Origin of the sequence: Pseudoalteromonas sp. NCCP-2140 (assembly GCF_023708065.1) — a bacterium.
GTDB lineage: Bacteria > Pseudomonadota > Gammaproteobacteria > Enterobacterales > Alteromonadaceae > Pseudoalteromonas.
The window spans coordinates 1-26,282 of sequence record NZ_BRCZ01000005.1 but is presented as its reverse complement, the minus strand read 5'-3'; the positions used below and the strand labels follow the sequence as shown (position 1 = coordinate 26,282).

Annotated in this window: 23 protein-coding genes; 9 read left to right on the top strand and 14 right to left on the bottom strand. The window is 40.6% G+C overall.

The window, feature by feature from the left end:
* Window positions 1-29 precede the first annotated feature (29 nt).
* Both NFU46_RS11765 and NFU46_RS11760 read right to left on the bottom strand, forming a co-directional pair.
* Complete coding sequence (locus tag NFU46_RS11765) at window positions 30-2,159, bottom strand: hypothetical protein (protein ID WP_251602071.1); 2,130 nt, start codon at window positions 2,157-2,159, stop codon at window positions 30-32.
* A 120-nt stretch (window positions 2,160-2,279) separates the two neighbouring features.
* Complete coding sequence (locus NFU46_RS11760; protein ID WP_130167761.1) at window positions 2,280-3,584, bottom strand: NAD(P)/FAD-dependent oxidoreductase; 1,305 nt, start codon at window positions 3,582-3,584, stop codon at window positions 2,280-2,282.
* Between the two features lie 259 nt (window positions 3,585-3,843).
* On the opposite strand from NFU46_RS11760, the gene NFU46_RS11755 reads away from it, so the two are divergent.
* The gene (locus NFU46_RS11755) at window positions 3,844-5,778 is read left to right on the top strand and encodes an ATP-dependent DNA helicase RecQ (RefSeq protein ID WP_251602069.1); all 1,935 of its coding nucleotides are present in this window, start codon (window positions 3,844-3,846) and stop codon (window positions 5,776-5,778) included.
* A 7-nt stretch (window positions 5,779-5,785) separates the two neighbouring features.
* Here the strand turns inward: NFU46_RS11755 and NFU46_RS11750 are convergent, their stop codons facing one another.
* From NFU46_RS11750 to NFU46_RS11735, 4 genes are all read right to left on the bottom strand, one after another.
* Window positions 5,786-6,706: a nucleotidyl transferase AbiEii/AbiGii toxin family protein gene (locus NFU46_RS11750; RefSeq protein ID WP_251602067.1), complete on the bottom strand. Its 921-nt coding sequence runs from the start codon at window positions 6,704-6,706 to the stop codon at window positions 5,786-5,788.
* A 1-nt stretch (window position 6,707) separates the two neighbouring features.
* Window positions 6,708-7,274 (bottom strand): type IV toxin-antitoxin system AbiEi family antitoxin, encoded by a 567-nt coding sequence (abiEi, locus tag NFU46_RS11745; RefSeq protein WP_251602065.1) that lies wholly within the window; start codon window positions 7,272-7,274, stop codon window positions 6,708-6,710.
* A gap of 69 nt (window positions 7,275-7,343) precedes the next feature.
* The gene (locus NFU46_RS11740) at window positions 7,344-8,711 is read right to left on the bottom strand and encodes a TrkH family potassium uptake protein (protein WP_251602063.1); all 1,368 of its coding nucleotides are present in this window, start codon (window positions 8,709-8,711) and stop codon (window positions 7,344-7,346) included.
* Complete coding sequence (locus tag NFU46_RS11735; protein ID WP_054553462.1) at window positions 8,708-9,367, bottom strand: TrkA family potassium uptake protein; 660 nt, start codon at window positions 9,365-9,367, stop codon at window positions 8,708-8,710. The genes NFU46_RS11740 and NFU46_RS11735 overlap by 4 nt, the downstream gene beginning before the upstream one ends.
* A gap of 177 nt (window positions 9,368-9,544) precedes the next feature.
* On the opposite strand from NFU46_RS11735, the gene NFU46_RS11730 reads away from it, so the two are divergent.
* The 3 genes from NFU46_RS11730 to NFU46_RS11720 all read left to right on the top strand — a co-directional run bounded on the left by NFU46_RS11730 (window position 9,545) and on the right by NFU46_RS11720 (window position 12,507).
* Complete coding sequence (locus tag NFU46_RS11730) at window positions 9,545-10,849, top strand: DUF4118 domain-containing protein (protein WP_251602061.1); 1,305 nt, start codon at window positions 9,545-9,547, stop codon at window positions 10,847-10,849.
* The gene (locus NFU46_RS11725) at window positions 10,842-11,510 is read left to right on the top strand and encodes a response regulator (RefSeq protein WP_251602059.1); all 669 of its coding nucleotides are present in this window, start codon (window positions 10,842-10,844) and stop codon (window positions 11,508-11,510) included. Before NFU46_RS11730 ends, NFU46_RS11725 begins: the two co-directional genes overlap by 8 nt.
* Before the next feature lie 94 nt (window positions 11,511-11,604).
* Window positions 11,605-12,507: a diguanylate cyclase gene (locus tag NFU46_RS11720; RefSeq protein ID WP_251602382.1), complete on the top strand. Its 903-nt coding sequence runs from the start codon at window positions 11,605-11,607 to the stop codon at window positions 12,505-12,507.
* Between the two features lie 113 nt (window positions 12,508-12,620).
* On the opposite strand, the gene NFU46_RS11715 is transcribed toward NFU46_RS11720, so the two are convergent.
* Together NFU46_RS11715 and NFU46_RS11710 are read right to left on the bottom strand one after the other, a co-directional pair.
* Complete coding sequence (locus tag NFU46_RS11715; protein ID WP_175083080.1) at window positions 12,621-13,238, bottom strand: glutathione S-transferase family protein; 618 nt, start codon at window positions 13,236-13,238, stop codon at window positions 12,621-12,623.
* Between the two features lie 47 nt (window positions 13,239-13,285).
* The gene (locus tag NFU46_RS11710) at window positions 13,286-14,317 is read right to left on the bottom strand and encodes an NADP-dependent oxidoreductase (RefSeq protein ID WP_251602057.1); all 1,032 of its coding nucleotides are present in this window, start codon (window positions 14,315-14,317) and stop codon (window positions 13,286-13,288) included.
* A gap of 187 nt (window positions 14,318-14,504) precedes the next feature.
* Between NFU46_RS11710 and NFU46_RS11705 the strand changes: the two genes are divergently transcribed.
* Together NFU46_RS11705 and NFU46_RS11700 are read left to right on the top strand one after the other, a co-directional pair.
* Complete coding sequence (locus tag NFU46_RS11705; protein ID WP_251602055.1) at window positions 14,505-14,912, top strand: hypothetical protein; 408 nt, start codon at window positions 14,505-14,507, stop codon at window positions 14,910-14,912.
* A gap of 11 nt (window positions 14,913-14,923) precedes the next feature.
* Window positions 14,924-15,766 carry an SMP-30/gluconolactonase/LRE family protein gene (locus tag NFU46_RS11700; RefSeq protein ID WP_251602053.1) on the top strand — a complete coding sequence of 281 codons (843 nt, stop codon included), beginning with the start codon at window positions 14,924-14,926 and terminating at the stop codon, window positions 15,764-15,766.
* On the opposite strand, the gene NFU46_RS11695 is transcribed toward NFU46_RS11700, so the two are convergent.
* The 3 genes from NFU46_RS11695 to NFU46_RS11685 all read right to left on the bottom strand — a co-directional run bounded on the left by NFU46_RS11695 (window position 15,763) and on the right by NFU46_RS11685 (window position 19,879).
* Window positions 15,763-15,996, bottom strand: coding sequence for a helix-hairpin-helix domain-containing protein (locus tag NFU46_RS11695; RefSeq protein ID WP_251602051.1), 234 nt, complete (start codon window positions 15,994-15,996; stop codon window positions 15,763-15,765). The two genes, NFU46_RS11700 and NFU46_RS11695, sit on opposite strands and share 4 nt — an antisense overlap.
* Window positions 15,920-16,981, bottom strand: a complete 1,062-nt coding sequence (locus NFU46_RS11690; protein WP_251602049.1) for a hypothetical protein — start codon at window positions 16,979-16,981, stop codon at window positions 15,920-15,922. Before NFU46_RS11690 ends, NFU46_RS11695 begins: the two co-directional genes overlap by 77 nt.
* Window positions 16,982-17,143: 162 nt before the next feature.
* Window positions 17,144-19,879: a TonB-dependent receptor domain-containing protein gene (locus NFU46_RS11685; protein ID WP_251602047.1), complete on the bottom strand. Its 2,736-nt coding sequence runs from the start codon at window positions 19,877-19,879 to the stop codon at window positions 17,144-17,146.
* Window positions 19,880-20,138: 259 nt separating this feature from the next.
* Here NFU46_RS11685 and NFU46_RS11680 point away from each other — a divergent pair, with 259 nt between their 5' ends.
* Window positions 20,139-21,344: an anhydro-N-acetylmuramic acid kinase gene (locus NFU46_RS11680; protein WP_251602045.1), complete on the top strand. Its 1,206-nt coding sequence runs from the start codon at window positions 20,139-20,141 to the stop codon at window positions 21,342-21,344.
* Here the strand turns inward: NFU46_RS11680 and NFU46_RS11675 are convergent.
* Window positions 21,341-21,817, bottom strand: a complete 477-nt coding sequence (locus tag NFU46_RS11675; protein WP_251602043.1) for a hypothetical protein — start codon at window positions 21,815-21,817, stop codon at window positions 21,341-21,343. The genes NFU46_RS11680 and NFU46_RS11675 overlap by 4 nt on opposite strands.
* 182 nt (window positions 21,818-21,999) lie before the next feature.
* Window positions 22,000-23,817, bottom strand: coding sequence for a GGDEF domain-containing protein (locus NFU46_RS11670; RefSeq protein WP_251602041.1), 1,818 nt, complete (start codon window positions 23,815-23,817; stop codon window positions 22,000-22,002).
* A gap of 263 nt (window positions 23,818-24,080) precedes the next feature.
* Between NFU46_RS11670 and NFU46_RS11665 the strand changes: the two genes are divergently transcribed.
* Window positions 24,081-24,902 (top strand): hypothetical protein, encoded by an 822-nt coding sequence (locus tag NFU46_RS11665; RefSeq protein WP_251602040.1) that lies wholly within the window; start codon window positions 24,081-24,083, stop codon window positions 24,900-24,902.
* Window positions 24,903-24,942: 40 nt separating this feature from the next.
* Window positions 24,943-25,419 (top strand): LppP/LprE family lipoprotein, encoded by a 477-nt coding sequence (locus NFU46_RS11660; RefSeq protein ID WP_251602039.1) that lies wholly within the window; start codon window positions 24,943-24,945, stop codon window positions 25,417-25,419.
* 34 nt (window positions 25,420-25,453) lie between these two features.
* On the opposite strand, the gene NFU46_RS11655 is transcribed toward NFU46_RS11660, so the two are convergent.
* Window positions 25,454-25,789: a hypothetical protein gene (locus NFU46_RS11655; protein ID WP_251602037.1), complete on the bottom strand. Its 336-nt coding sequence runs from the start codon at window positions 25,787-25,789 to the stop codon at window positions 25,454-25,456.
* Between the last annotated feature and the right edge of the window lie 493 nt (window positions 25,790-26,282).

Genomic DNA, 26,282 nt, shown 5'->3' with positions numbered 1-26,282 from the left:
TTAATTTACGGCTCAAATAGCTAAGGAGCTTAATAAGCGCTGTACTGATAGTTATTCATTACAGTGCCATCTTTGGGTGCAAGTTTTGGCTCAAGTTTAATAAGCTCTTCATAAACATCAGGGACAAAAACTTTTAGACGCTGGGCACGACGAAAGTGGTTAGGCTCATATTGCTCAACAAGTTTTAATGCGCTTGGCATATAGTCTGCAAGGGTTTGTGTGTTATAGCTTTGCTCCAGTGCTTGGTCGAGAATATCAAGCCCAGGTTTAGAAAAATCATGTGCAACAGCAAGGCTCATTAAAAACTTAACTGCTTCTTTTGAATGCATGCTTGCATAAAAATACATATCGTTGTTTGGCATGTCTTTTAATGAAAAATCAAAGCCACTATCGGCTAATGTTTGCCATTGTGCTAATGGTAACTTAGTAAATACAAAAAGATTTTCAGGTGCAGTTGGAGCGACCCTGTTTTGCCAAATAGACGTCAATTGTTGAGCGTTTTCTATTGTTGCTGCAAGCAACATATTTGTCTGGTGGGTACTGAGTTTTGCTGTTTGGGTAATCGTTGCAACAGTATTAAAGTCTTTTTCGACAAGTGCTTCTTTGTAGGTTTGATACTGCGTTGAGGTTTGATATTTATACTCATTTAAATGCAAGAATTGCCAATTATGAACCTGCACAGGGTCGATTTCTTGAAGCGTATCGGGAGTTAGTAAGCCTTGTTGCGCTTCGAGCGCTTCTAATTCTTCGAGTGCTTGAGAGCGTGTTTTTATCGCTTCTAGTGAATTGATCCGCTGATCTATCGTTTCACACTCAGGAGTTATTTTTTTGGCTTGCTGTTTTTGTCTCTCATAGGCACTGAGTGCTTTTGATATTGCAGAGTTATCTTTTTCTTTACGTTTAAATGCTTGGTTATTTGGGATTAGCTTTAAAGCTTTGAACTGAGAAAAAGCATCATTAGCAACTTGGTCGCCAACAAATAAAAGGCTACTCGGTAAGAATGAAGATTTAAGCATCAGTAGCCTATCGTTCGGTGTGTCGCGGACAAGCTCGCCGTGAGCTCGATAACCTTTATTTTTTAGATAACTTAGTGTTTCTAAGTGTTTGCTCTCTAGTGGCTGTACTTCGCTATTTGAGCTGCCCTTTAGGTTTACAATGGCTATATCCATCGCTGTAAATACATTTGGCTGATTAGTGGGCTCAATACCTCGTTCACTTAACAACTTTAAAATTGGTACGTTAAATTCACTCACAGCCACATCAGCAAGGTTTAAATACAGTTGTTCATCCATAAAGTCATCACTCATTGCTGTAGGCGAGCCGCCTAGCTGTGCTGTTTGAGAGATCAGTGCTGTTAAATAATCATTAGGTAAGTTGCTTTTTAAAGCCACAGCGATATCGTTAACAGTAAACTCTTTGCTGGATATTGCGTTTTCAAACTCAGTCAAACTAAGCGTATGAGCATTAGCAAGAAACAAAATAGATGGTGAAATGAGCCGTGATGGACCGATTTTAAATGGTGTTTTTAAATAGGTATTAAAATCATCGTTGTTATCTAATAGTTTGTACAAGGCTGTTTTGTTTACTTGCTCAGGTAATGGAACATTAAACATCATTGAACCTGTATTTTGACTAAGGGGTCCATTAATTGCCGTTAGTTGATTGATTGTATCCGTATCAAAATAATCAATGACATCAAGCCCTTGCCAGCTTTTTAATATGTTAACTGATGAGGCATATTGAAATTGCTGTTCTGCATTCTCTTTGATGGCGTTAATAACTAAGGTATTAAATGAACGGTAAGATATTTTCACCAGCTCTGAATAACTTAAAATATCTTCAAGAGAGTCGCCGTCTTTTAGTGCTTGTTTAATCGCCGCTTCTATTTGACTATGATCAGCTGCAACTTGAGTGGCTTTTAAACTTTGTTGCTTACACTGGCGTTTGGCTAGCTTGAGTTTAGCCAGCTCTGATGCTTTACTATTTGGCTGGCTTGATGGTTCAAAGAAACTCGTAGCTTTCTTTTGTTCAGCGATATTAGCAGTAGATGTCGAGACTTTGTTGCTTATCGCTTCGATAGGAGTGGGTTTATCTAATATCAGGTAGGTCCCACAGGCACAAAGCCCTGCAAAAACGGTTAGCGAAATACCTTTTTTCATATTCAACCCATGGATTTATCTTGCCTGAAGTGTATGGTTTTATAGTTTTATGTCAATGACTTGGGGACGAAGTGCATAAATAGCCGACAAACAACTAATTTGCCGGCTTTATGCTGTAGCTTAATGCAGTTTCATTTTTGGCCTAACAACGCGTAGTACTTTTTCGCTGATCCACAGTGCAAAGGTTTTTGCACTGCCATGGATGGCACGTTGATGCATACGATAGAGCGAAATATACATAAATCGCGCTATTTTACCCTCTATAAAAAAGCTATTACTGGTTAGGTTGCCCATTAAACTGCCTACTGTGCTGTAGCGTGACAAGTTAACTAAAGAGCCATGATCACTGTAGGTAAAGGCACTCAGAGGCTGGTTTTTGAGTGTGGCTATAAGGTTTTTTTCAACACATTGCGCCATTTGATGAGCCGATTGCGCTCTGGGTGGCACTTGCGTGCCATCTTCTTGAGTAAATGCACAGCAATCACCAATCACAAAAATATCGTCGTTAACGCTACTTTGCAGATATTGGTTCACCTTAATTTGGTTATTTCGGGTAAGTTCAAAGATACCAATGTCTTTAATGAAATCAGGTGCTTTTACACCCGCAGCCCAAACCATAATGTCGGCTTTGATATGTTCATCGTTTTTGGTGATAAAGCTGTTTTCTGTGGCCTCTTTTACTTGCGTGCCTTCGCGCACCGTTACCCCTAATTTAACCAGTTCACGCTTAGCTGAGTTTGCAATTCGCTCGGGTAATGCTGGCAAAATCCGAGGCCCCGCTTCAATTAAATCAATGTGTAAGCGTTTAGCGGTCATTTTATTAAGGCCATACATTTTTAGCATGTCTGATACATGATAAAGCTCTGCCGACAGCTCAACCCCGGTTGCACCACCACCCACTATGGCAATGGTTAAGGAGTGCTGAGGGTCGTCATCTTGATGTAAGCGGGTGAAGTTATCGAGTAGAGCATGCTGAAAGCGCTCAGCTTGTTGGTTTGAATCAAGGTAAAAACAGTGCTTGTTAACACCTGGGGTATTAAAGTCGTTACTAACACTGCCTATAGCAAGTACAAGATAGTCATAACTGACTTGGCGCTCAGGTAAAATACGGTGGCCAAGTTCGTCTTTTAACTCACTTAAAGTGATGGTTTTGTTGGTTTGATCTAAGTGGCAAAAGCTGCCGAGTTGAAAATTATAATGATGTTTTGCTGCATGAGCTGAGTATACAACGCCGTCTAAATCGGCATCAATCGACCCCGTCGCTACTTCATGAAGTAACGGCTTCCAAATATGGCTGCGGTTTTTATCGATTAAAAGTATCTCTGCTTGGCGTTTTTTCCCGAGTTTGTGTCCTAATTGTGTTGCTAGTTCTAAGCCACCAGCGCCACCACCGATTATCACGATTTTAGGAGGTTGGTTAATCATTACGTTGCCCTCAAAAGTATAATACCTAAACACTCTTGCGAAAAAGCGCTTAGGTATTGTAAGTCCATCCATCAATACCCCATGGCAACGCGTCCATTGTGCGCCTTTTTACTGATTTTGTCAGTACCTGTTAAGAACAATATAGTGCGCTTAGTTATATCAATGGCCTTGGGAGATTGAGTTAAACAGGTTAACATGGCTAATTCGCAGTAAGAGACCTATCATTACCTGAAAAGGGAAATGACAGTGAGGGATCAGGATGACTACACCACTACACACTTCGTTGAATCAATACTTTGGCTTTAATGAGTTTCGCCAAGGTCAGCAACAAACCATTGAGCAGTTATTAAATCAGCAATCGTCGTTGGCAATTTTTCCAACTGGCTCGGGTAAATCTTTGTGCTATCAATTAACTGCAATGCACCTACCTAATTTGACCTTAGTAGTTTCGCCATTATTGGCACTGATGAAAGATCAAATCAGCTTTTTAAATAGCAAAGGTATTTACGCGGCAAGCCTTGATTCAAGCCAAACCAGTGAGCAAAGTCATACGGTAATGAGTGATGTGCGAGCAGGAAAGGTGAAAATTTTAATGGTCTCAGTTGAGCGTTTTAAGAATGAGCGCTTTCGTGAATTTATTAAACAAGTGCCTATTTCGATGCTGGTGGTTGATGAAGCGCACTGTATATCTGAATGGGGTCATAACTTTAGGCCTGATTATTTAAAACTGCCGCGCTATCGTGAAGAGCTTAATATTCCACTGGTATTACTTCTCACTGCTACAGCGACTAAAAAAGTAAAGCGCGATATGTGTGAGCGTTTTGCTATTGCCCCAGAATGTGTGGTGCAAACTGGCTTTTACCGAAGCAACCTCGATTTATCAGTGCTCAGTGTTGCAAGCCAAGAAAAACCTCAGCAATTAGCCAGTATTATAGCCAGCCAACAAGGTTCTGGGATTGTTTATGTCACCTTACAACATACCGCTGAGCAAGTAGCAGAAGGCTTAGCAAGAGCGGGCTTTAATGCGGTGGCTTATCATGCAGGCCTTGAGGATGATAAACGCTGGCAAATCCAAGATGGTTTTATGGCGGGTAAAATCAATATCGTCGTGGCAACTATTGCTTTTGGGATGGGTGTTGATAAGTCTGATATTCGTTTTGTGATCCACTATGATTTGCCAAAATCGATTGAAAACTATAGCCAAGAGATTGGCCGCGCAGGGCGAGATGGTGCGCCATCAAACTGTTTTACCTTAGCAAACCTTGATGGCTTAAATACCGTTGAGAACTTTGTTTATGCCGACACTCCCGAGCAAAGTGGGATTGACTATGTCATCAATAACATTCGTAACGAGCAAACGAACAACCAATGGGAAATGCAAGAGTACAGCTTATCGAGCGAAAGTAATATTCGTGCTTTAGCGTTAAAAACCTTACTGGTGCAGTTAGAAATGCAAGGGGCTATTACGCCTTTATATGCTTATTACGCCGATTTTAAATATAAGTTTTTAACGGATCAAAACGATCTACTTAGCCAGTTTGATGTTGATCGACAAGCGTTTTTACAACAGGTATTCAAACACACTGAGTTTAAGAAAATTTGGGGCACACTTAATTTTGATGCGTTAACCCGTGCCACTCAAGTTGATAGAAAGCGCGTGGTTGCAGCGCTCGATTATTTGGCCGAAAAAGGTCATATTGCCCTTGAAACTAAACGTATTACGCAAGTGTATGAGGTGAATAACTCGGTAATAAACCACGCTGATTTAGCACCGCAACTTCACCAATATTTTATCGAAAAAGAACAGGCCGAAATTAAACGTATCGCCACTTTAGTACGCTTTTTTGAGCTAGATAGCTGCTTAAGTTATAACTTAGCTCGCTATTTTGATGACCAGAATGCACCCCAGCAATGTGGCCATTGTTCAGTGTGTAGAGGCCAGCAGGTAAAACTTAGTTATTCATTAGTGCATCAAATGCCTGCGCAAAATGTGATTGCCAGTAAAGTTGCTGAGCTTAAACAGCACTTAGCCGCTAAAGGGATTAGTGATGTGAGCATCGATACTCAGTGCCGCTTTTTAGCGGGCATGAGCGTGCCTTTATTTACTCGTAATAAAGTCAGACAGCTATCAGGTTTTGGCCTTTGCGAGCAACAACGATACAGTGATATTAATGCCTTGCTACAGCAGTTGTAGCAGGGTTTTACATTTTAAACTCAAGCTCTGTAGCTTCGGTAAACATTTTTGACTGAACTGTCTTGAATAACTCTGTCAGGGTGTTTTGTAAGTACAACTGAAACTTTTCTTTACCGAGAGTTCTATCGAATACTTCGGTATCTAAAAAGCGTTTCATTTCACCGATAAACTCGGGGCTCGTGGTAAGTTCGGGTAACCTATCAATTAAATGAGAGAGCATGGACTGATATTGCTCAAGTTGATAGTCAGCAACCTTATTTTTAACTAGTTCAATATCTAATTGAGCCCCTTGCTGTTGCAACCAAGCAAGATCCCAAATGTCTCGATGTCGCACATACTTTGTTGTGGCTGGTAATGAAATTATTTTGTCAGCCATCACCTCATCGAGTGTTTCAGCTAAGATCAGTGTATCGCTGTATCCATCAGGCAGAAAATCATAGTTCACATTCAGTGGTAAAGGCTGCTTTGTGTAGGCCGGAATATTGGCAACTTCTAACTTAATTTTTTGTTTGGGTAAATCCTTTCTTTGTGGTGCAGTTACTACTGCAACTTGCCACTTATCAATTTTTAATTCTGAGTATTTAGGGTCTTTTTTTAACTCTTTCGGTTCTTTAACTGTCACCTCAAGGCCATATCTTTCGCCAATATACTTTTCAATACATGCTTTGATATCTTTTAACATGAGTGAATTGAATTCTTTACCACCAGCAAAATCTAAATCTTCACTAAAGCGATTTCCGCCGTAACATAATCTTAAAGAAGTACCTCCTTGAAATACCAGCTTATCAAGAAATCCACCTCTTTCGAGAGCAAATAGGATGTCGTAATGCAATAACTCTTTTTCTATAACAGCCCGCATATGAGAAACATTTGTGGTTTGCATAGCGAGATTTACCAGTTGCGCAAAGTTCTCTTGTTCAGTTTTCATCTTATGCTTCCTCTGCAATTAAATGAGTATTTCGGCCAACTCTTTTTAAATCCCTTAGAGCAGTATTTTTCGTTGCAAATCTCAAAGAGCGATCTGTTTTCATTGTGTTTTTTAGAATATCTAAACGGTCTCGCTTAGTGTGAGTAAATTCAATTGTACCAAAAGGTGTTTTATATTCACCCGAGCGTCCTGTTGTCATAATGGTCAATCTGCCAACGGGGATTTGTGAAATAATTCCATACTCTGAAAGTGCAGACTCTAAACTAACGTAATTGTACTCACCACGGCGGATTGTTTTTGCAATTAGCTCCAGCGTATCACTTCCTTTTGACTGAGCAAGAGCGTAAATAAAAATGCCATTTGCAACTCTAATTAAAAAGCCATCATTGATGAGTCGCGAGATCCCCGCTCTCAAGCTCCTATTAGTATCATCAAAAAAAATCTTTGCAAAATCAGACATTGTAAAAATATAGCGTCCTTGTTTATCAAATTCTGATAGCTTTTTGATTGCATCTGACTTTTTCAATTTATCTCTCAAGTAATGATTAATGGCATATTTATATGTCATTATTGTAGACTTATTTTAGTGGTTTTCAAGTTCACAAATTTAACACTAAAAAGTGTCGAAACTGTATACTTAACCAATTTGAATACTGGTAGTCGGGTAGGTCAAAGGTTGGTTGTGCTGGCGAGCAAAACAATAAGCAAACGTTAATGGCCCAACCCGACCTATCAACATCAATAGTATGATAATGAGCTGACTAGGCGCACTTAAATCCCCAGTTATACCTCGCGAAAGGCCTACGGTACTGAGTGCCGAAATTGCCTCAAAGGTGATATCTAGTAACGACCCTTGTTCGAGCTTGGTGATGATCATAATGCTGGTAAAAGCGATAAATAAATACAGTATCATGACGCTTAATGCCTTGATCACCAGCTTGTCGCTCAGTTGACGGTTAAACACGGTGACCGTGGTTTGCTGTTTTAAATAGCTGCGCATCGCTAAAATTAGGATCACAAAGGTGCCGAGCTTTATGCCGCTCGCGGTGCTGACTGAACCACCGCCAATCACCATCAGCAGCATAGTCAAAAGCGTTGAATCTTGACTCAAACCATCAATCGGTAGGGTATTAAACCCTGCGGTACGAGGTGTCACCGCTTGAAACCAAGCCGTTAATATTTGCTCAGACGTTGATAGCGGCGCTAATGTCGCCGGATTGGCGTGTTCAAAGAAAAAAATCAATATAAATGCGATGCAGTTGAGCACTAAGGTAGCAATTAACACTAAGCGGGTATTGGTTGATAGTAATGACCAGCGCTTTTGTTTGTAGATATCAATCAGCACCGTAAACCCTAAGCCACCGATGATAAACAAAGTGGTGATCACCACGTTTACGGTTATATCGCCTTTGAATGCCGATATGCTATCGCCGCTTAACGCAAAGCCTGCATTATTGAACGCCGAAATCGTATAAAACAGACTGTGATAGGCGCTTTTTAGTGCGCCGTAGTCATCGAACCAACTAATAAAGAGTAAGCAAAATGCCACCGACTCAATCACTAATGAATACACTAAAACATACTTAGCAACCTTGATCACCGAGGTTAAATCGTTAGTGTCGAAAGCGCGGCTAGCGAGTAAGCGTTGCTGTAAGCCTAGGGTTTTTCCTAAACTTAAAATTGAAATCACCGCCACGGTCATAAAGCCAATGCCACCTATTTGAATCAGCAACATAACCACGCTTTGACCAAATACAGTCAGATCAGTACCCGTGTCTATGACCACTAGCCCTGTTACTGTAACCGCAGAGGTTGCCGTAAATAATGCATCTAGCCAGCTGATCGGTTGGGTGCTTGCCATTGGTAGCATAAGCAAGCCCGTGCCGAGCATAATCAACACAATAAAGCCGATAGTGAGCACTAAAGGTGGGTTTATTTTTTGCCGCTTACGGCACTTTACACCGCTAAAATGTTTTGGGTAAACGTTGGCTTGCCAGTTAATCATAATGCACGAAACCGTTTTGCTAATTTAGTTAAGTAAGTTTTAGAGCCCAGTAGCACCAGACTATCGCCGTGACGCAGTTCGGTGTCGTTAGTCAGTTCTGTATTGAAGTAATCATCACGTCGCAGAGTGAGTGGTTTAATATCGCTATTACGCTCTTTGAGGAGCCAGCCAATTTTGCGACCTGAAAGCTGCAGATCAATGCCTAGTTCAACAATAAACGTGGATTGGTTAAGCGGGAAATATTGATTAACCATTGGGTAGTTAAGCGCTTGTGCAACCCTCACGCCCATTTCTTCTTCAGGGTGAATGATGCGGTCAACGCCGAGTTTACTTAGTATCTGATGATGGCTTTTGGTACAGGCCTTTACCCAAATTTGCTTTACGCCTAAGTTTTTTAAATGCAATACACATAAAATACTGGCTTCAATATTCTCGCCAATGGCCACCAATACGGCTTGGCAACTAGGTAAATCGAGCCGTGCTAATTGTGTTTCATCACTGGCATCAACCACCACGGTAAAACTGAGTTGGTCGGCATAGTGATTAACGGTGCTTTCGCTAATATCGGCAGCACACACTGTATGACCTTGTTTTGAAAGTTCTAAACAGGCGGTTACGCCAAAACGTCCTAATCCGATTACTGCAAACTGAGCCATTGTCTTTCTCGCTGTTGTGGGTACGCGCTAAATGCTAATGGCAAAAAAACAGAAGTCTTTAGAGAGCTTGAAAGCTTTATAAAGATTTTATGCCGAGATAAAAAAACTTTATAAAAACTTTATAGTGACAAAATTGAAAACCCTTTAATCTAATAGGGACAAACAATAAGTGAAAAGATGATGCAGTCAGTATTCAAAATACAGTATTTAAAAGCCGCATTTTTAAGTGTGTTGATGCCACTTGTGGTGGTGCTCGCGATATTTCCGTTTCGAGAATTGTTTACAACCACCGATATTGTGATGCTACAGCTACTGTGGGTGACATGGGTTGCGGTGCGCAGTAATCGTCGTGTTGCAGCGCTTACCACCTTAGTGAGTGTTGCCTGCACGGACTGGTTTTATGTGGTACCGTATTTTACTTTTCACATCGAAAATATTGAATATGTGGTCACCTTTTTGGTGATGTTGATTGTAGGTTTAGTGATAAGCCACCTTGCTGGGGAGCTCAATACCAAGGTTCGCGATGTGCAAGCCCATGCTAGTAATAGTCGCTTATTGTATGAGTTAGCAAAAAAGCTTAATGATCTCGATAGCCTTGAGGAGCAAAAGCAGCTGTTTTTAACAACCATGGCCGCGCATTTAAAGGTTGCATGTGATTGGCAGCTAACAGCCTCTAAGCAGTTTATTTATTTAAATGAACAACAAGCGGAATTTGGCGGCATCGCGTTTGCCAAAGCTCTAAATGCAGAGCAACAGGCTTTGGCGAATACGGCGTGCTCTTTACTGTATCAGGTTCAAGAAAAAACCTTACTGCGAGAGCAATCAGCGGCGATTAAAGTACAGGCGGAGCTAGAGAGGTCAAAAAACACCTTATTGCGCAGTTTATCCCATGACTTACGTACGCCATTAGCGACCATTATGGGCGCATCAAGCATGTTGGCTGATGATGATATCCAACTAAGCTCTGAGGTTATCAAAGAGCAAGCTGCTAACATTTATGAGCAAAGTAAAATACTTAACCAGCACTTTGATAAAGTCATGGAGCTCAGTAAAGTTAATAAGTTAGCTGAGAATATTAAATGGCAAAAACTGCCCATTTTGACCTTAATTAGCGAGGCAAAATCTCGTCGTCAGCAGCAATTACAGAACTTTAAACTTCACGTTGAGGCTCAGCAACAAAGCAGTTGCTTTGGCGATGAAACCTTACTAGAAATTGCCTTTGCCAATATGCTCGAAAACGCAGCTCGTTATGGAGATGGTTCGGCGAACATGCAATTTATTGAAACACAAGACGAATACCAAATTGTGTTAACTAACCCTTTTGCTAATAAGCACGAGACGAGTCAAGATGAAGGCGTTGGCCTAGGGAGTGTTATTTGCGATGTGGTTGCTAAATGTCATCAAGGGCGCTTTGAATTAACCCTCAATGAGCAGACAAAGCAGGCAACAGCTAAATTAATTTGGAGTAACAGCCGTGGCTAATATTTTGGTTTTAGAGGATTCACCGCCTCTGCAAAGTTTTTTAAAAACACTATTAAAAGCCAGTGATCATGAAGTCAGTGTGTGCGCCAAAGGGCTTGATGCGTTTGCACTTTTGAGCCAGCAGCAGTTTGATTTAGTGCTGCTTGATTTAGGTTTGCTCGATATGGATGGGCAAGATTGGCTGGTGGAGTTTAGGCAGTGGAGTTTACTCCCTGTTCTGGTACTTTCTGCACGCGACGGCGAAACAGAAAAAGTCACCGCCCTTGATAACGGCGCTAACGATTACCTAACTAAACCATTCAGCGCAAACGAATTACTAGCACGTATTCGGGTGCTTCTGCGCACACAAACAATACCAAGCCTGACCCTGCAATGTGGCGATATTCACATCGACCCACATAAACATGTGGTGCGTAAAGGTGCTGAAGAAGTTAAACTAACTAAAAAAGAGTACGCTATTTTGCTGTTGTTATTTCAGCAAAAAGACAAGGTATTAACGCATAACGCTATTTTATCTGAGGTGTGGGGAGAGCAGTATATTAATCGCCCTGAATATGTGCGTGTACATATTGGTCAGTTAAGACAAAAGCTTGAACAAAATGCGGCGAGTCCTAAACATATCTTAACCGAGCCCGCCGTAGGTTACCGCTTAGTTGAATAAACTATCGCTGAACAACGCTTTAAGTTGTGTTTGTAACAGACCTTAGGTACTGTTTTAGGAAATAAAATAATAAGCGGAAGTCTTTTCATTGGCTATGCATCAAAATACCGAGCAGGGCATTAATTCTCTGTCGAATACACAGCTTGAAGACGTGATTGCAGAAATCGAGCAGGCCATTGAGTGGCACCAGTCATGGTATAGAAACTTATTAAGGTGCTTAATTGCAGACATACCTGCAGATGAACAAGACTTAGCAGATAATGCTCATAACCTTTGTCGTTTTGGGCAATGGTTTAATAAGCTACCCGAACAGACCATAAGTCTTCACCCTTACTTTTCAGACATTGCTTGTGCACATCAAAAGATGCACCAAGGTGCCAAAGTCCTGTTATCGTTAAAAGAGTCTAAGTCTGTTATTCCGGCTAATTTATTGGATCAGTTTCATGCCGATTTAGATAGGTTACGAGTGTTATTTGACACCCTTATTGATGAATTCTCTGAACTGCTGCACACCCGAGACCCTTTAACGGGTGCATCAAACCGAACAAACTTAGTTGAAAACCTACAAAAAGAGCATGAGCTTTGCAAACGTAAATCGCTCAGCTGCGCACTGATAATGATCGACCTTGATCACTTTAAGCAAGTGAATGATGAGTTTGGCCATGCAGTGGGCGATAAGGTGTTAATCGCCCTTGTTAAATGTATTAAATCTCATCTAAGAGAGTACGATCAACTATATCGCTATGGCGGCGAAGAGTTTTTAGTCTGCTTACCGCAAACAGAGCTAGAAGGTGCCAAATCACTTTCTGAGCGATTAAGAGCAGGCGTTGAAGCTTTAAAAATTGAAATTGGCAAAGGTAAACATATTAATGTTACAGGCTCATTTGGTGTTGCGTTAATAAATGCCGATGACGATATCGAGGCGGCAATCGAAAGGGCTGACGAAGCCATGTATCAGGCTAAAAAGTCAGGCCGTAATCGAGTGTGTGTAGCTTAAATGGTAGCTGCGCTGCCTTAATTGATAATATTGGTGAAGTAAAAGTATGGCTGTAGTCCACCTTCAACGCTTTGCGGCAAACAAAGGTACAGGCAGCACCTTTGTTTATTGAGTTAACCGTATTTTGCTTCTAACTCGTTTGCTGTGTGATAGCTTTCGTGAGTTTTTAGCTGCTCTAAATAACGTTTAATTTCAGGGAAATGTACTAGCAGGCCTGCCTCATCAGCTTTCTCTACAACAAAAGACATCATAAAATCAGCACCGGTCAATGTGTCATCCACTAAGTACTGCTTACCTTTTAATTGTTGATTAACATAACTCAGTATCTTGCCAATTTCATGATCAGCATAATCACCAATAAAGTTGGTTTTACAGCCATCTTTTGTAATAAATAATTTTAATAAAAAAGGGACCATTGCTGAGCTTTCGGCAAAATGAAGCCATTGCTGATAATCAACATAGTTGTCGCTTTGCAGGCTTGGCATAAACTTACCTTTGCCGTACTTACTAATTAAGTAGTCGGTAATTGCCCCAGACTCAGTAATTACTTTGCCGTTATCTTCAATAACGGGAGCTTTGCCCAGCGGGTGAATTTGTTTTAACTCATCAGGTGCTAAGAAGGTTTCTTTATTGCGTTGATAAGCAACAATGTCGTAATCTACGTCTAGCTCTTCCAGTAACCAAATAATACGTTTAGAGCGTGATTTATTTAAATGGTGTAATTTAATCATTTGTTATCCTTAATAATGGCGTAGCCTTGCTGACTACGCCTCGAAATTTAAATTGGCTGCTGAACTTGCACGACAGTTTTACCGAAGTTCTCACCATTTAACATCGCATTAAAGGCGTTCAGCGTATTTTCGAAATTAGCTTCAAGATGCTCTTTATATTTGATTTTTCCTTCGCTTAACCATGTTTGCATGTCTTTTGCGAATTCCTCATAACGATGGGCGTAGTCATCAAAAATAATAAACCCTTGCACTTTAATGCGTTTCTTTAAAATGTGACCCATAAGCATAGATAAGCGATCTGGACCTGGCGGCAGCTCGGTAGCGTTGTACTGTGATACTAAACCACATAATGGAATACGTGCTTTTGTATTCAGCAGGGGGAACACAGCATCAAATACATGGCCACCGACATTTTCGTAATAAACATCAATACCATTATTACACGCTGCGCTTAACTGCTCTGCAAAATCATTTGCTTTGTGATCAATACAGGCATCGAAGCCTAGGTTTTCAACGGCATGTTGGCATTTTTCTTTACCGCCAGCTACGCCAACGACCTTACAGCCTTTTAATTTAGCTATTTGCCCTACAGTTGCACCGACAGGCCCTGTAGCTGCAGCAACCACTACTGTTTCGCCCTGTTTTGGCTCACCAATATCTAAAAGCCCCATGTAAGCGGTAAAACCAGGCATACCCATAATACCAAGTGCATACGAAGGGTTTTCAGGGTTTTTCCCCAGTTTCATTAAGCCTTCAGTGTCGCTTATTGCGTATTCTTGCCAGCCTGTGTATGCCAATACCCATTCGCCCTTTTGAAAATTAGGGTGGTTCGACTGCTCAACTTGGCATACGGTTGCGCCTACCATCACATCACCAATCTTTACAGGAACAGCGTATGATTCAGCATCGCTCATTCGTCCTCGCATATAGGGATCAAGTGATAGATAAATTGTTCTAAGTAATACCTCACCATCTTTTGGCGCAGGTACTGAGTTTGTTTTTAATACAACATTTTTATCATTCGCTACGCCTTTTGGACGTGTCTCAAGAATATATTGACGATTCTGAATATCAGACATACTAAGCTCCTTTTGTCAGCAGTAAATTAAGATACGCCTTTAACGTTTTGCGGGCATAACATTAAAAATCAATATTAAAATTGTAATTGCTGAGTAACACGCTCATTATAGGGTTATTCACGGTTTTGCACTGGTTATAGGAACGGTGTATGCTGTTTTTAGGCTGAGTTAATTGAAAAGGATTGATATGAAGCGCATTTTACTATTATGTGCAGCGGTTTTTGCAACCTCTGGTCAAGCCAATACCGATGTACTATCAGTGGATCCGGTCATGCTCTCTGGCAGTGCTTTTTCATTTGAGAATGATGCCAAGCGTTACCCTAAGCAAAGCCAATTTAGCATTGTCCATAGTGTATTAATGAGCAGTGAAAGTGGTCGCCGTTTAGCGGTTGTGACGATTGAAAATAAAGCATCGGGATCGCGAATTCTTCAGGCTGACCATATTATGGCGCTGTTTGCCGATGGGCGTCGTGTTCATCCTCATAGCTTTGACGAAGGTATTAAATTAGATGATGGCGAAAAGCGTTCTTTGACCTTATCTTTTGGTGAAAACGAATACCCAATTTTAGCGGTATACACGAGTTTAGATGAGTAAAAGGAAGACCTATGAAACTACTTAAGCCACTGGCAATTACATTACTTTTAAACTCACCGTTAACCTTTGCAGTTGATAGCCAAGACTTTGTTAAAGATAACGTTTTTACGCAAGGCGTTGAAGGGCCAACCATGTATAACGGTGCCTTGTACGCGGTGAACTATGCCCAGCAAGGAACCATTGGCCGCGTTGATAACATGGGCAAAACATCGTTATTTGTAAGGCTACCAAATGACAGCGTTGGTAATGGCTTACAGTTTGACTCACAAGGTAATTTGTTTATTGCCGATTATGTTAACCACAATATTTTAAAAGTACCTGCTGGCAGCAATAAAGCAGAAGTGTTCGCCCATAATAGTAAAATGAATCAGCCCAATGACATTGCTATCACCAAAAGTGGGGCGCTGTTTGCAAGTGATCCTAACTGGGCGAACGAAACGGGTCAGCTATGGCGTATCAATGCAGATGGCAGCACCCATTTACTCGAAAAAAACATGGGGACTACCAATGGAGTGGCAGTTAATAACGACAACACCAAGCTCTATGTGAACGAGAGTGTGCAGCGAGTTGTTTGGCAATATGACTTAGATGAGAACTTAAATATTAGTAATAAGAAAGCTTTTATTAAATTTACTGATCATGGCTTAGATGGCATGCGCGTTAATAATCAAGGGCATGTGTTTATTACTCGTTACGGCGCAGGGAAAGTGCTTGAAGTCTCGCCAAACGGCAAGCTCTTAAATAGCTATCAATTAAAAGGCCAGCATCCAACGAATTTGGCTTTCAACGAGACGCAAAACAAAGTGTATGTCACCATGCAAAAGCGCGGTGCAATAGAAGTGATTGAGCTTTAGCCTTGCTTAGCTCGTGCAATCGCGGCGGTGATTGCAGCTTTTGCTTGCGGACTATTTTGCCAGCAACTTGAATGCAACATCGACGCGACTCGCTCAGCAATGGTGTTGGCATCAAACCCGGCTAACTCCTCAAACGATTCAATACCAATTTCTTCAAACCGTTTTACTACCGTTGGCCCCACACCTTTGAGTGCTAAAAGCGCGCTGCGCTCTTGCTCGTTGAATGGCATAAGTTCGTTCCTTGTTAATTGCGTTTATAAAATGATGAGGATTATCTACTCCTAGAAAAACAGTGTTGATATCACCAATAGGCTCAATGAGCGTGATTTTAATATTCGGATAGCCAGAGTAGTTGTAACGTTTGATTGTGCGTGCGCGTGCAATGAAGTCGGTATTAAAATCAATAGTTTTGATATTTACTAAAGCAATATTGTAAGCAGGATATAGCCCGTAGCGGATAATGAGTTGCGATTTACTAATTGAAACAGGACGCTTTGCGACCGCTCGGTACTCTGCAACGAAGAATAAAAGGCTAAAAATAGTTAAACCAGTGATAATGTTTGCTGCTAATGATGACCACACAAAGTGTAAAAATAAGTGCATCATGGGCAGTTCTAATAAGATAATAAAAATAAAGCCAAGTAAGTTTGCTTGTGCGCCATCTTTATTATGATAGCTAAAATGTTGTTCACCAGTGAAATAACTAGGTTTAAGGTGTTTAGCGTAAAATAAGAAAGCCCACATCCGTGTTTCGAAGCATAAAAAGTTTGCAATAGCACTTTGTTTAAAAAGCTTTTTTATTGGCCGCTCAATAGCTATATCAGGATCTGTCTGCTGGCTTAGAGCAGATTTTATTGCCAAATACACAGTAATAAGAGCGCTTAGTTCTAAAATTACAATCAAAGCTAAAAGCCCGTAACGACCTTGTTCTAAGTAATTCATTAAAAACTTGTTTTGTTCGGGAATAATGTAACTCCCCACTAAAATAGCGATTGAGCACAACATCAATGCTTTAAAAGCCGCTTCTTTCTTATTTTTAATTAATATTAAGCAAAGTACAGGTAATACTATAAGTGCATCAAGTAGGTATAACCATTCAAAGTTAGCATTTCCAAAGTCATTTAGAGGATGCTTTCCCTGATAATAAATACCCCAAAAAAGGCTAATACTAATTAGAAAAATAAATGGAATTTTTGACTTTATTGATTTGAGCATAGCATCTTCCTTGCACCTCTATTGCCTATATCTTAAACAATAATCTATTCACTGTCCCTTTTTTATTGTTGATATAATTACTGCCAGTTTAAAATAAAAAAGCGCACCGGGCAGGGTGCGCTTGAGGGGATCAATCCTGTGTAGCTAAAACAGTAGGATTAATTAGAAGCTTGGAGCATATCTCAGTGAAACACCGACTGAGCGGCCAATCACACTATAATCACTCACTGTGTTAAAGTGGTTTGCGCCTACTTCAGGTGTTGGTGGTTCACGGTCTAATAAGTTATCGACACCAAAGTTAACAGCAAGTTCCTCATTAACTTGCCATGCAGCGGCAAAGTCTAAGTAATTTTGTGCTGAGATTGTTTCTGAACGGTCTACAGCATACTCTACTTCACCGATTCTGCGCCAGCCAAGTTGGAAGTTCATGTTATCTAACTGCCAATCAATGCTTGCGCGGTGTTTGTAGTCAGCTTGCAAGATACTCGCGAAGTCGCCCGAACAGGCGCTGCCGTAAGTTCCTTTACAGTCTACTTCAGGTACAGTGCTGTTGTTCTGACGGGTTTGTTTAGTAACAAAGTTACCTTGGTACGAGAATCTAAAACGACCACCCATTTGCTCTGGTGCATCAATCACATAATTTGCTGCAACGTCGATACCTTCTTGCTCAATAGCGGCTAAGTTAAAGTCATTAACGATGGCTGTGCTAATAAAACCAGTGTTTGGATCGCGAAGTACCGCACCACACAATGGATTATTTGGATTCGGGTCATCAACATAACAGCTTTGCAGTGCAGCACCAGGTTGAATTTGGCTTACCGCATCTGTTACACGAATACTGTAGTAATCAAGTGATAAATCAAAGCCTTCTAAATAGCTAGGTGTATAAACAATGCCTAGTGTATCTGATTCAGCTTGCTCAGGTTTAATATTCGGGTTACCACCATAGGTGTACTCTGCGGTACTTGAATCAAATTCAGTACCAACTGGCGGCGCACCAAATGCAGCACATTGGGTCGCATCACCGGTACCAAGTAAACATGGATCGCCGTTATAACGCCCTGCTAGTCGTGGCACAAACTGGTCACTATTTTGGTCAAATAACGATAACGATAGCGCTGTGATTGGGCTGGCAAATTCACCTAAGTTAGGTGCTCTAAATGCGGTTAAGCGGTTGGCGCGAATACGAATGTCGCTGTTTATTGCCCAGTTGATACCTAGTTTGTAAGTGTCTTCTGCTTCGGTATTTGAGTAATCAGAAATACGGTAGGCACCTTCAAAGCTAAGCTCTTCAGCAAAAGGTTGATCAACTAAGATAGGCACTAAAATTTCGGCGTAGAACTCTTCAGAGCTAAAGCTTGCATCCATATCAAATGCGCTGATAGACGCAAAGCTGGTGCCGTTTCTAAATGCATCGCCTGGAGTTTGTTTACCGGTTTCTTTACGATATTCATAACCGATTGCAAAATCGATAGCACCGGCTGGTAATTCAAATAAGAACCCAGAATCGCCCGATAGTGTTGCTGAGATCACACTTTGAGTACGGTCGCGAGTAGTATAAAGCAGCGGATCGCTAAAGTCGCTGAAATCAAGGTTTGGATCAAAAATATCCACTGAATTTGCAAGGGCAGCAAAGCGACTATTACCGCTGTTATCATTACGGTATGCGTTGTTGTATATGGTGGCTACTTCGTCCGTTTTGCCATACTGGCCATATACGTCATAACGTAAGTAGTCAGTTAAATCACCTTTTAAACCCAATTGAAATTGCATTGAATCACGCACCGCTTCGGTGTGCTGCACACCTAAACCTAGGTTACGTTCAACATTAACAAGGGCATTACCTTCGCTATCAAATGTGAGTTGGTCACGTAGTTCATCAGGAATATACGCGTTGTCTTGCGTAAGGGTCACTTGCTCGTTTACAAAAATCGGTGTTTGACCACTGGCACCCGCACCATTTACGGTCACTTTAGAATACATTGCGCGGCCATAGGCAATGGCACTGTCGCTGACATCAACGTCAAATAATAAGCCCGCAGAAAAACGGTCCATCGGTTGAGTTAAATAACGGTCAGCTGTGAAATCAGATGTTTGACGATCACTTGTTACAGCTCCTGAGTCAGCAATACCTATGCTGTTGCCAGATGCAACGTCAGTATAATAACCACCGCTGTTGATCATTGCCGTGGAGTTTTCAAGCGCATAGTCACGCTCGCCGGCTAATAACTCTTTTCGCTCTGTATAACCAATATAGCCTGTTACATGGCCGCGACCATCGGCGATGTCACCGCCAAAAATAGCCTCAAAGTTAAGCTTTTCGTTACCGCCGTCGGCACTTTCGTAACTGGTTGAGAACTCAGCGCCAGTAAAATCATCGTCTAAAACAAAGTTAACAACACCGGCTACTGCATCGGCACCATAAACCGCTGCGGCACCACCGGTTAATACATCAACGCGTTTAATTAATCCCGCTGGAATGGTGTTTACGTCAACCGAGTTACGAAAACTAAATGGTACTGCGCGAGTACCGTCAATAAGTACTAATGTACGGTTTTGGCCAAGGCCGCGTAAATCTATGGTTGATGAGCCAAATGAGTCACCGACTGTGGCACCTGTGCTGTTTGCACCCGCCGCAGCTTGTGGCAGTTTTGCGGTAATATCTTCAACGTTCACTGCACGGTCTAGGTGAATTTGTGCTTCATCAACGCTCACCACTGGACTACTTGAGACCAGCTCGGTACGTTGAATACGTGAACCCGTTACGGTGATCACTTCAGGTTTTTTTACTTCAGTAGTTTCTTCTGCGTGGGCATAACTAATTACTGAACTTACAGCGAGAGCTAGAGGTGATAGCAGCAATAGCGAGCGATGCCCTGTTGATGTATTTGCTTTCATGATGATTCCCTTGCGTTTTATCATTTAAATCAACGCAGGTTGGTGAATGACCTAGACCATTTAGTTAATTTAATGAGTCATACTTTTTGTTATGATGCTTGTGTGTTCTCCTTTTAGGGAGCTCACCGGTACAGTTTTAAAGCAATTTAAAAGTCTTTGCAATAATTATTCTTTAAATCTATTATTTTAAAATATAAACTATTCCAAGTCGTCAACCCGCTTATTTACATCTAATAAGCTGATTTTAAGTGATTTATCCATGCATCAACATATTGAAAAACTGTATTTAAGCGCAAAAAAAGAAAGAAAATTAATAATTGGTCTAATGAGTGGTACCTCGTTAGATGGCCTTGATATCGCGCTATGCGAAGTATCAGGGCAGGGCATGAACACTCATGTAGAAGTATTAAAGTTTACTACCGTTGATTATGACGATGATTATAAAACGCGTGTAAAACGAGTATTCGCGAAACGCGAATGTGACCTTGAAGAAGTCACTTTGCTTAACCCTTGGATTGGCCAATTACATGGTGAAATGGTCGCCAAAACGTTAGCCAGCTGGGGAGTAGCAAAGGAACTTGTTGATGTAATTGCCAGCCACGGGCAAACCATTTATCACTGCCCTAAAAATCAACACAAGCGTGCAGAATATGGCAATGCAACACTACAAATAGGTGATAGCGATCATCTAGCCGTGACTGCAGGCATTACTACCATAGGTGATTTTAGACAAAAGCACATTGCTGCGGGTGGCGAAGGCGCACCGCTTGCGGTATATGGTGACTATTTGTATTTCACAAGTACCAGTGAAAACCGCATATTGCTAAATATGGGCGGCATTGCAAACTTAACCTACTTACCTAAATCTGCAGATGCGCGAGCGGTTTTTAGCTCTGATATAGGCCCAGGTAATACCATTATGGATGCCTATATACAGCGTTATTTTGCTCCACTTCAATATGATAAAGATGCCGCTATTGCAGTAAAAGGCACGGTAAATGAAGCTTTACTAGCTGCGCTTTGTGATGATGCATTTTTTGCTTTAGGGTTTCCAAAAACCACAGGGCCAGAAGTGTTTAATCTAGACTATTTAGCAGCGGCGCAAGCACGCTCGAATACGCAGAGCTTATCGCACTTTGATGTGATGGCAACCTTAGTGCAGTTTTCAGGGGCAATGATAGCTAAAGCAATTAACCAATGCAGCGAAGGCCTGACCGATGTGGCAGTATACGCCAGTGGCGGTGGAGTTCATAACCCATTATTAATGAAAACTATTTTGGCTAATTGCCCAGAGCTTTCTGTGATAAATAACACCGATTCGTTGGGGATAAATCCAGATGCAAAAGAGGCCGTGTTATTTGCGATTTTAGCGAACGAATGTCTTTCGGGTGGGCAACAAAGCTTTGGTAATACCGAGCAAGGGATCCCCGATATTACCATGGGTAAAATTAGCTTTGCAGATTAAAAAAAAGCTAAAAAGCTTGCGCCAATATTACTGATGTAATGGCGTAAGCCATGGTTTTTAGCTTGCTCAGAAGTTAACAGCTCTGGTGATGTGCTCGCAGCAATGCTGATATCAAACTGGGCGCTGTCTTTAAGTGTTGCATGCATGCCGTGTAGCATTAATTGCAAAACAAATTCACCACTGTGAGTAACATCCTCTAACGTAAGCATAATAACGTGCTGATCTAGATCGTGCTGCGTTAATGTGTGCGCAGTAAAATAGGCCGATTCACGAGCATCAGGGCGCGTTGCACTGATAGAGATCACATCACCTTCATGGGCATCATCTGGCAGCACACAACAAAATACAACATGCTTTTGCTCATTAGCCGCAAAATGCAATTGTTCATATTCCATAGTATGCGCAAGCGCAGCACATAAAGGGTCTTCACTAGAGGGGAGTGCAAACGAAAGTTGCACCAAGGCACTGTCCATTACTTCTTCATTACGTTAGGTGATTAAATTAGCGTCAATTATTGATCAGTTAGATGACAGAATTATGACTATTGTCATATTGCGGATTATTTATATCAAAAACAGAGGAAAGTTGAATGTTTCATTCATTTGGTCGAATATTAGTCTGTCTTTTTTGATTATTGTTGAACTCCTTCTTAAAGCTAAGAATAAACAGTATTTCGTCCCCCTCTTTTTGCCTTATAAAGGTGTAAGTCGACTCTTTTGGCTGCCTGTTCAGACGTTTCATTTGGTGCAATTTCTATAACACCTAAGCTTATCGTTGCGCTTATAGACAATGATGTATGTTCCTTTTCGGCAACAGAAAGTCTGATGCGCTCGGCAATATCTTTTGCATGCTCTAAAGATTGATTCTCAAGCACAATTAAAAACTCTTCGCCGCCGACACGACCTACCCGATCAGAACAACGGACGGTTTGCACAATCGTATTGGTTATGGAAATGATTAATTCATCACCAATATCGTGACCGTATTGATCATTGACCGCTTTAAAGTGATCGATATCGATAGAAATTAATGAGCTGACTTGCTGATTGAGTTTGTTTTGCAGCATGACGCTTCGTTTTAAATTTAATATAGCTCTGCGATTCGCTATGCCTGTTAGTTCATCTTTTAAAGCGAGTATTTCAAAGTACTTTTTCTGGCGAACTTGTTTGAATGTATAAACGGCGAATAAGAGTAAACACAAGCAAGTTATCATCATAGTTAAGCCTTGCCAAAAAGACTTATCTTCGGCTACTGATAATAGCTTTTGTTGTAGCTTTGACTCATGTTCTAAACGAGAAATCTCAAGGATCTGCTGTTCATAATTAAAGTTTAATCTGGCAGAAATAAGCGTATTATTTGCGATAGCTTGTTGTTTAGTTTTAATTAAAGTGATTAATTGTTGTTGAGATGCTATTTGTAAGGAAGTATCTCCTGTTGCAGCTGCAAGCTGCGAGGTTAAATTTAAATAACGCTCCTTTAAGCTCTCGGGCCAAAATTGTTGTTGCCCGGCTATCTTCTCATGAGATGAAAGGGCAGCTTGCAACTGAGCTGCAGCCAAGTACCATTCTGATTTAGTGAAGTTGTAAAGAGTCAAAATCCAGCTGTCAGTAACAGAGAGCGTGTTCAACTCAGTTAGATATGACTCAGCCTGAGATAGACTATTAAGTTTTATATTGAGTTCTGTAAGTTTAATTAATATGTAAGCATATCCGTTGTCGCTTTCGAAACGGCGAACATCTTTTTTAATCGACTCGTATAGCTCAATAGCTTTTATTAAGTCGCCTTTTTCTTCATAGGCATACGCGAGTTGATCCGCTACTTTGTACAGCTCTTGCTCATTGAATTTCGTTAACGCTAATTTGGCTCGCTGCAGTTGTTCAATTGCAAGTTCATAGTTGTACAACGCTATGTGAATATCGGCAATTTCTTTTAATGCGAGTGCTTTTTCGTAGTCATTACCTGCTTTTTCAAATAACTGATAAGCAGTTTTAGCAGAGTCGAATGCTTCTTGATAGTTGCCTTTAGCTAACTGAATACGGTTAAGTACTATGTGGGCAAGAGCAATAATTGAGAGTTTTTTTGAAGAGGTTATTTCGTCTAATGACGACGTGTTAATTATTGGTTTTAAGTGTTCGAGAGCATTCTGGTAGTTACCTTGCGTATACTCTTGGTTTGCTTCACAGACAGCAAGTTCCTGTATTAAGTATAAATTGTTTGCTTGATGAATGACTGGTTTGGCTGTTTCTAGAAACTGTTTATATTCGCTAATCCCGTTTGGGGTTGATACATTAGAAAACCAACATTTAAACGCCATTACTTGCGCATCATCTAGCGCATTTTCATAAGGCATTTGCTTTTCTAATCTAGCTAAAATTTCGACAGATTCAGAATATGTTGTATAACCGTGAAGAGCACGGCTGATTTCACTCTGAACATCCTTTGCAGCCACATTGGTTGCAAAAAATAGCAACAAGCACAATATCCTTATCATTTGAGCATTACTCCATAAAGCTACTCTGATACCAATCAATGATATTTTCTTATAATTGCAGGTAGCTTAGCATAATGAGACTCTTGCTTATAAGATTTTGCGTTGAAAAAATATAAGCAATTTAATACTTTAATTTGGTTTGATTGTCTTTCAGATTTGAAGGTGCCTCAACTGAAAATTATGTAAATTTTCACCCAAATGGTATGGTTTTCAAAATAGTTTTAATCAAAAGGATTTATTTTTTCATGTTAAACAAAATATTACTATGTAGTGCTTTTTTATTTTCTGTTACAGCACTTGCTGAAAGACCAAACTATTTTAATGATGAGATAGATAAAGAGTATCGCGCGGTTTTAAAGCATATGGACGAAATGATGCCGCAAACCGATGTAGAGCTTGCCTATTTACCCTCTTTTTACCCGTTTAGCATCTTTGATATTCATGCCACAAAATTTAAAAATGACAAAGATAAGCAAGCGTTCACTAACTTTAATTTAGGAGTGCTTGGTAGTCAGTTTTTAAATATTGAAGAGCAGGTTGGAACAAAACTTCCTAATTTAGTTATTTGTAAAAAAGATAAGTGTACTGAACAAAGGCTTAAGTTAATTAGGTCATTTTTAGATGTATCGGAGGCACAAATTTTAGCATTTAAAAATAGCCAAAATTTGAAACTCATACAGCAATCTGCGCCGCACGTTTACCGTGTTAATAATACTTTTTACTCTCCTACTCAATTGTTAAGCTATACACCATCAACATATGCGGGGTTTGTACCATCTGCCGATTATAAAACTCTATCACCTGACGAAGCCCCTAGCTTGATGGAGCTATCAGCCGATTCACAAAAACTCAGAGATTTAATGGTTAAATTTAAGGTTGCAGCAGTAACAAAAGATGAGTATGACAACATTAATGTGATTTTCGGTGGTCTTAGTGACAATCATTGGGGAGTGGTCCTTTTAGATAAATATAGTATACCTAGGGAAGGCGATAGGAATGCTTTAGGCCTTGAGTATGAAATAGTCAAACCACTCTCCAAGACAAGTTTTTATTATCAAACTAATTAAACCAAGTTTTATCAACAAACAGTTATCAATGGAGTAAACATTGGGGTTGTCTGAAAATAACAAACCAAAGCCCCATAGTTTTGTGTTGAAAAGTTTTGGATTAATAGCACTTTTTGTATCTTTAACAGGATATGCCACCGAGCAGCAAATTCAGCAGCACGTAGATGCGTTTATTCAGAGCCAATATAAAGATCATTTTCCAGAATTAGTCTCTGATAATGAAATTGGCCAATTAAAGCGTTTTTATGAGCATAGTGATGGCAGAGTCTCTATATTTTGGACTTATCAAACAGGCAATGTCTGGTTAGAGAAGCTGACTCTCATTAAGGTGCAAGATGATGGTTATAGCGAATTGTCGTCTATTTCTTTTAACGGGGTTGTAGAAAGTACGAAAAAGATTGGCGAACAGCTTGTTATACAATTACGTACATATGATGAAAGTGATCCTCATTGCTGCCCCAGCAAGAAAACCACTTTACGCTACCGTATTTACAATAGTGATTTAGTTAAGTTATAGCCTGATTGTTATGTTTCAGGCTTTAAATCAAGAATCAGCAAATATGATATTCACCATGTGGTTTGTTGCTAAACATAAAGGCTTGTAACTCAGATTTAAGTACTTCGATGATGTCGTTTGTAAATGGCGTTCTGATCTCACCAGAGTCTAAATACCTAAGTAAATCAGTTTCATGTTTGAGCGCTGACTGAATAGAATAGCTAATTGGGTAAGTAACTTTAAACTGCTTACGTGATATCACGTTGTCGTGGTTTTCAATATCAACATAAAAAGTTAATTGCTCGTCTTCTTCGCAAATGTCGCTACAGCTGCCTTGCTCACGAATACAATCCAAGACAATATTTCTGATGAAAATATCAAATTCGTTCATATTAATCCCTCAATTTTTGCCCATCCATTGGGTACAACTGAAATCTAGCAAAAAATAATTAATCTAGCCAATTCAATTTTGCAGCTTTTGGATTAACTCTTTCTGAATGGGTTGGTTTAAAATTGTTAGGGGAGGGGAGGTGGTTAGTTAATAGGGGTTAATCCTTAGGGATTAGTCGTTAGAGGATAGGATGCGCGAAACACGTTTCACGCCTACGTTGTAGCAGCGGCTTTATGCCGCGTCATTGATAAATTTTTACGAGAAACGAGATACGAGATAAAACGCGATGTGAAATCGCTGCTACACAATCAGGTCCATACCAAATATAAAATCTGACGGGCTAAAGCCCGACCTACAATGTAGGTCGTCATTTATGGCGACTAGGGGGGAAGTAGGCGCGCACCTCGACCCTCGCACCTCGATCCTCGTAACTTTCCCCTTTCCCCTAGTAACTTGCTAACTACTTCTAGCCCCTAGCCCCTAGCCCCTAGCC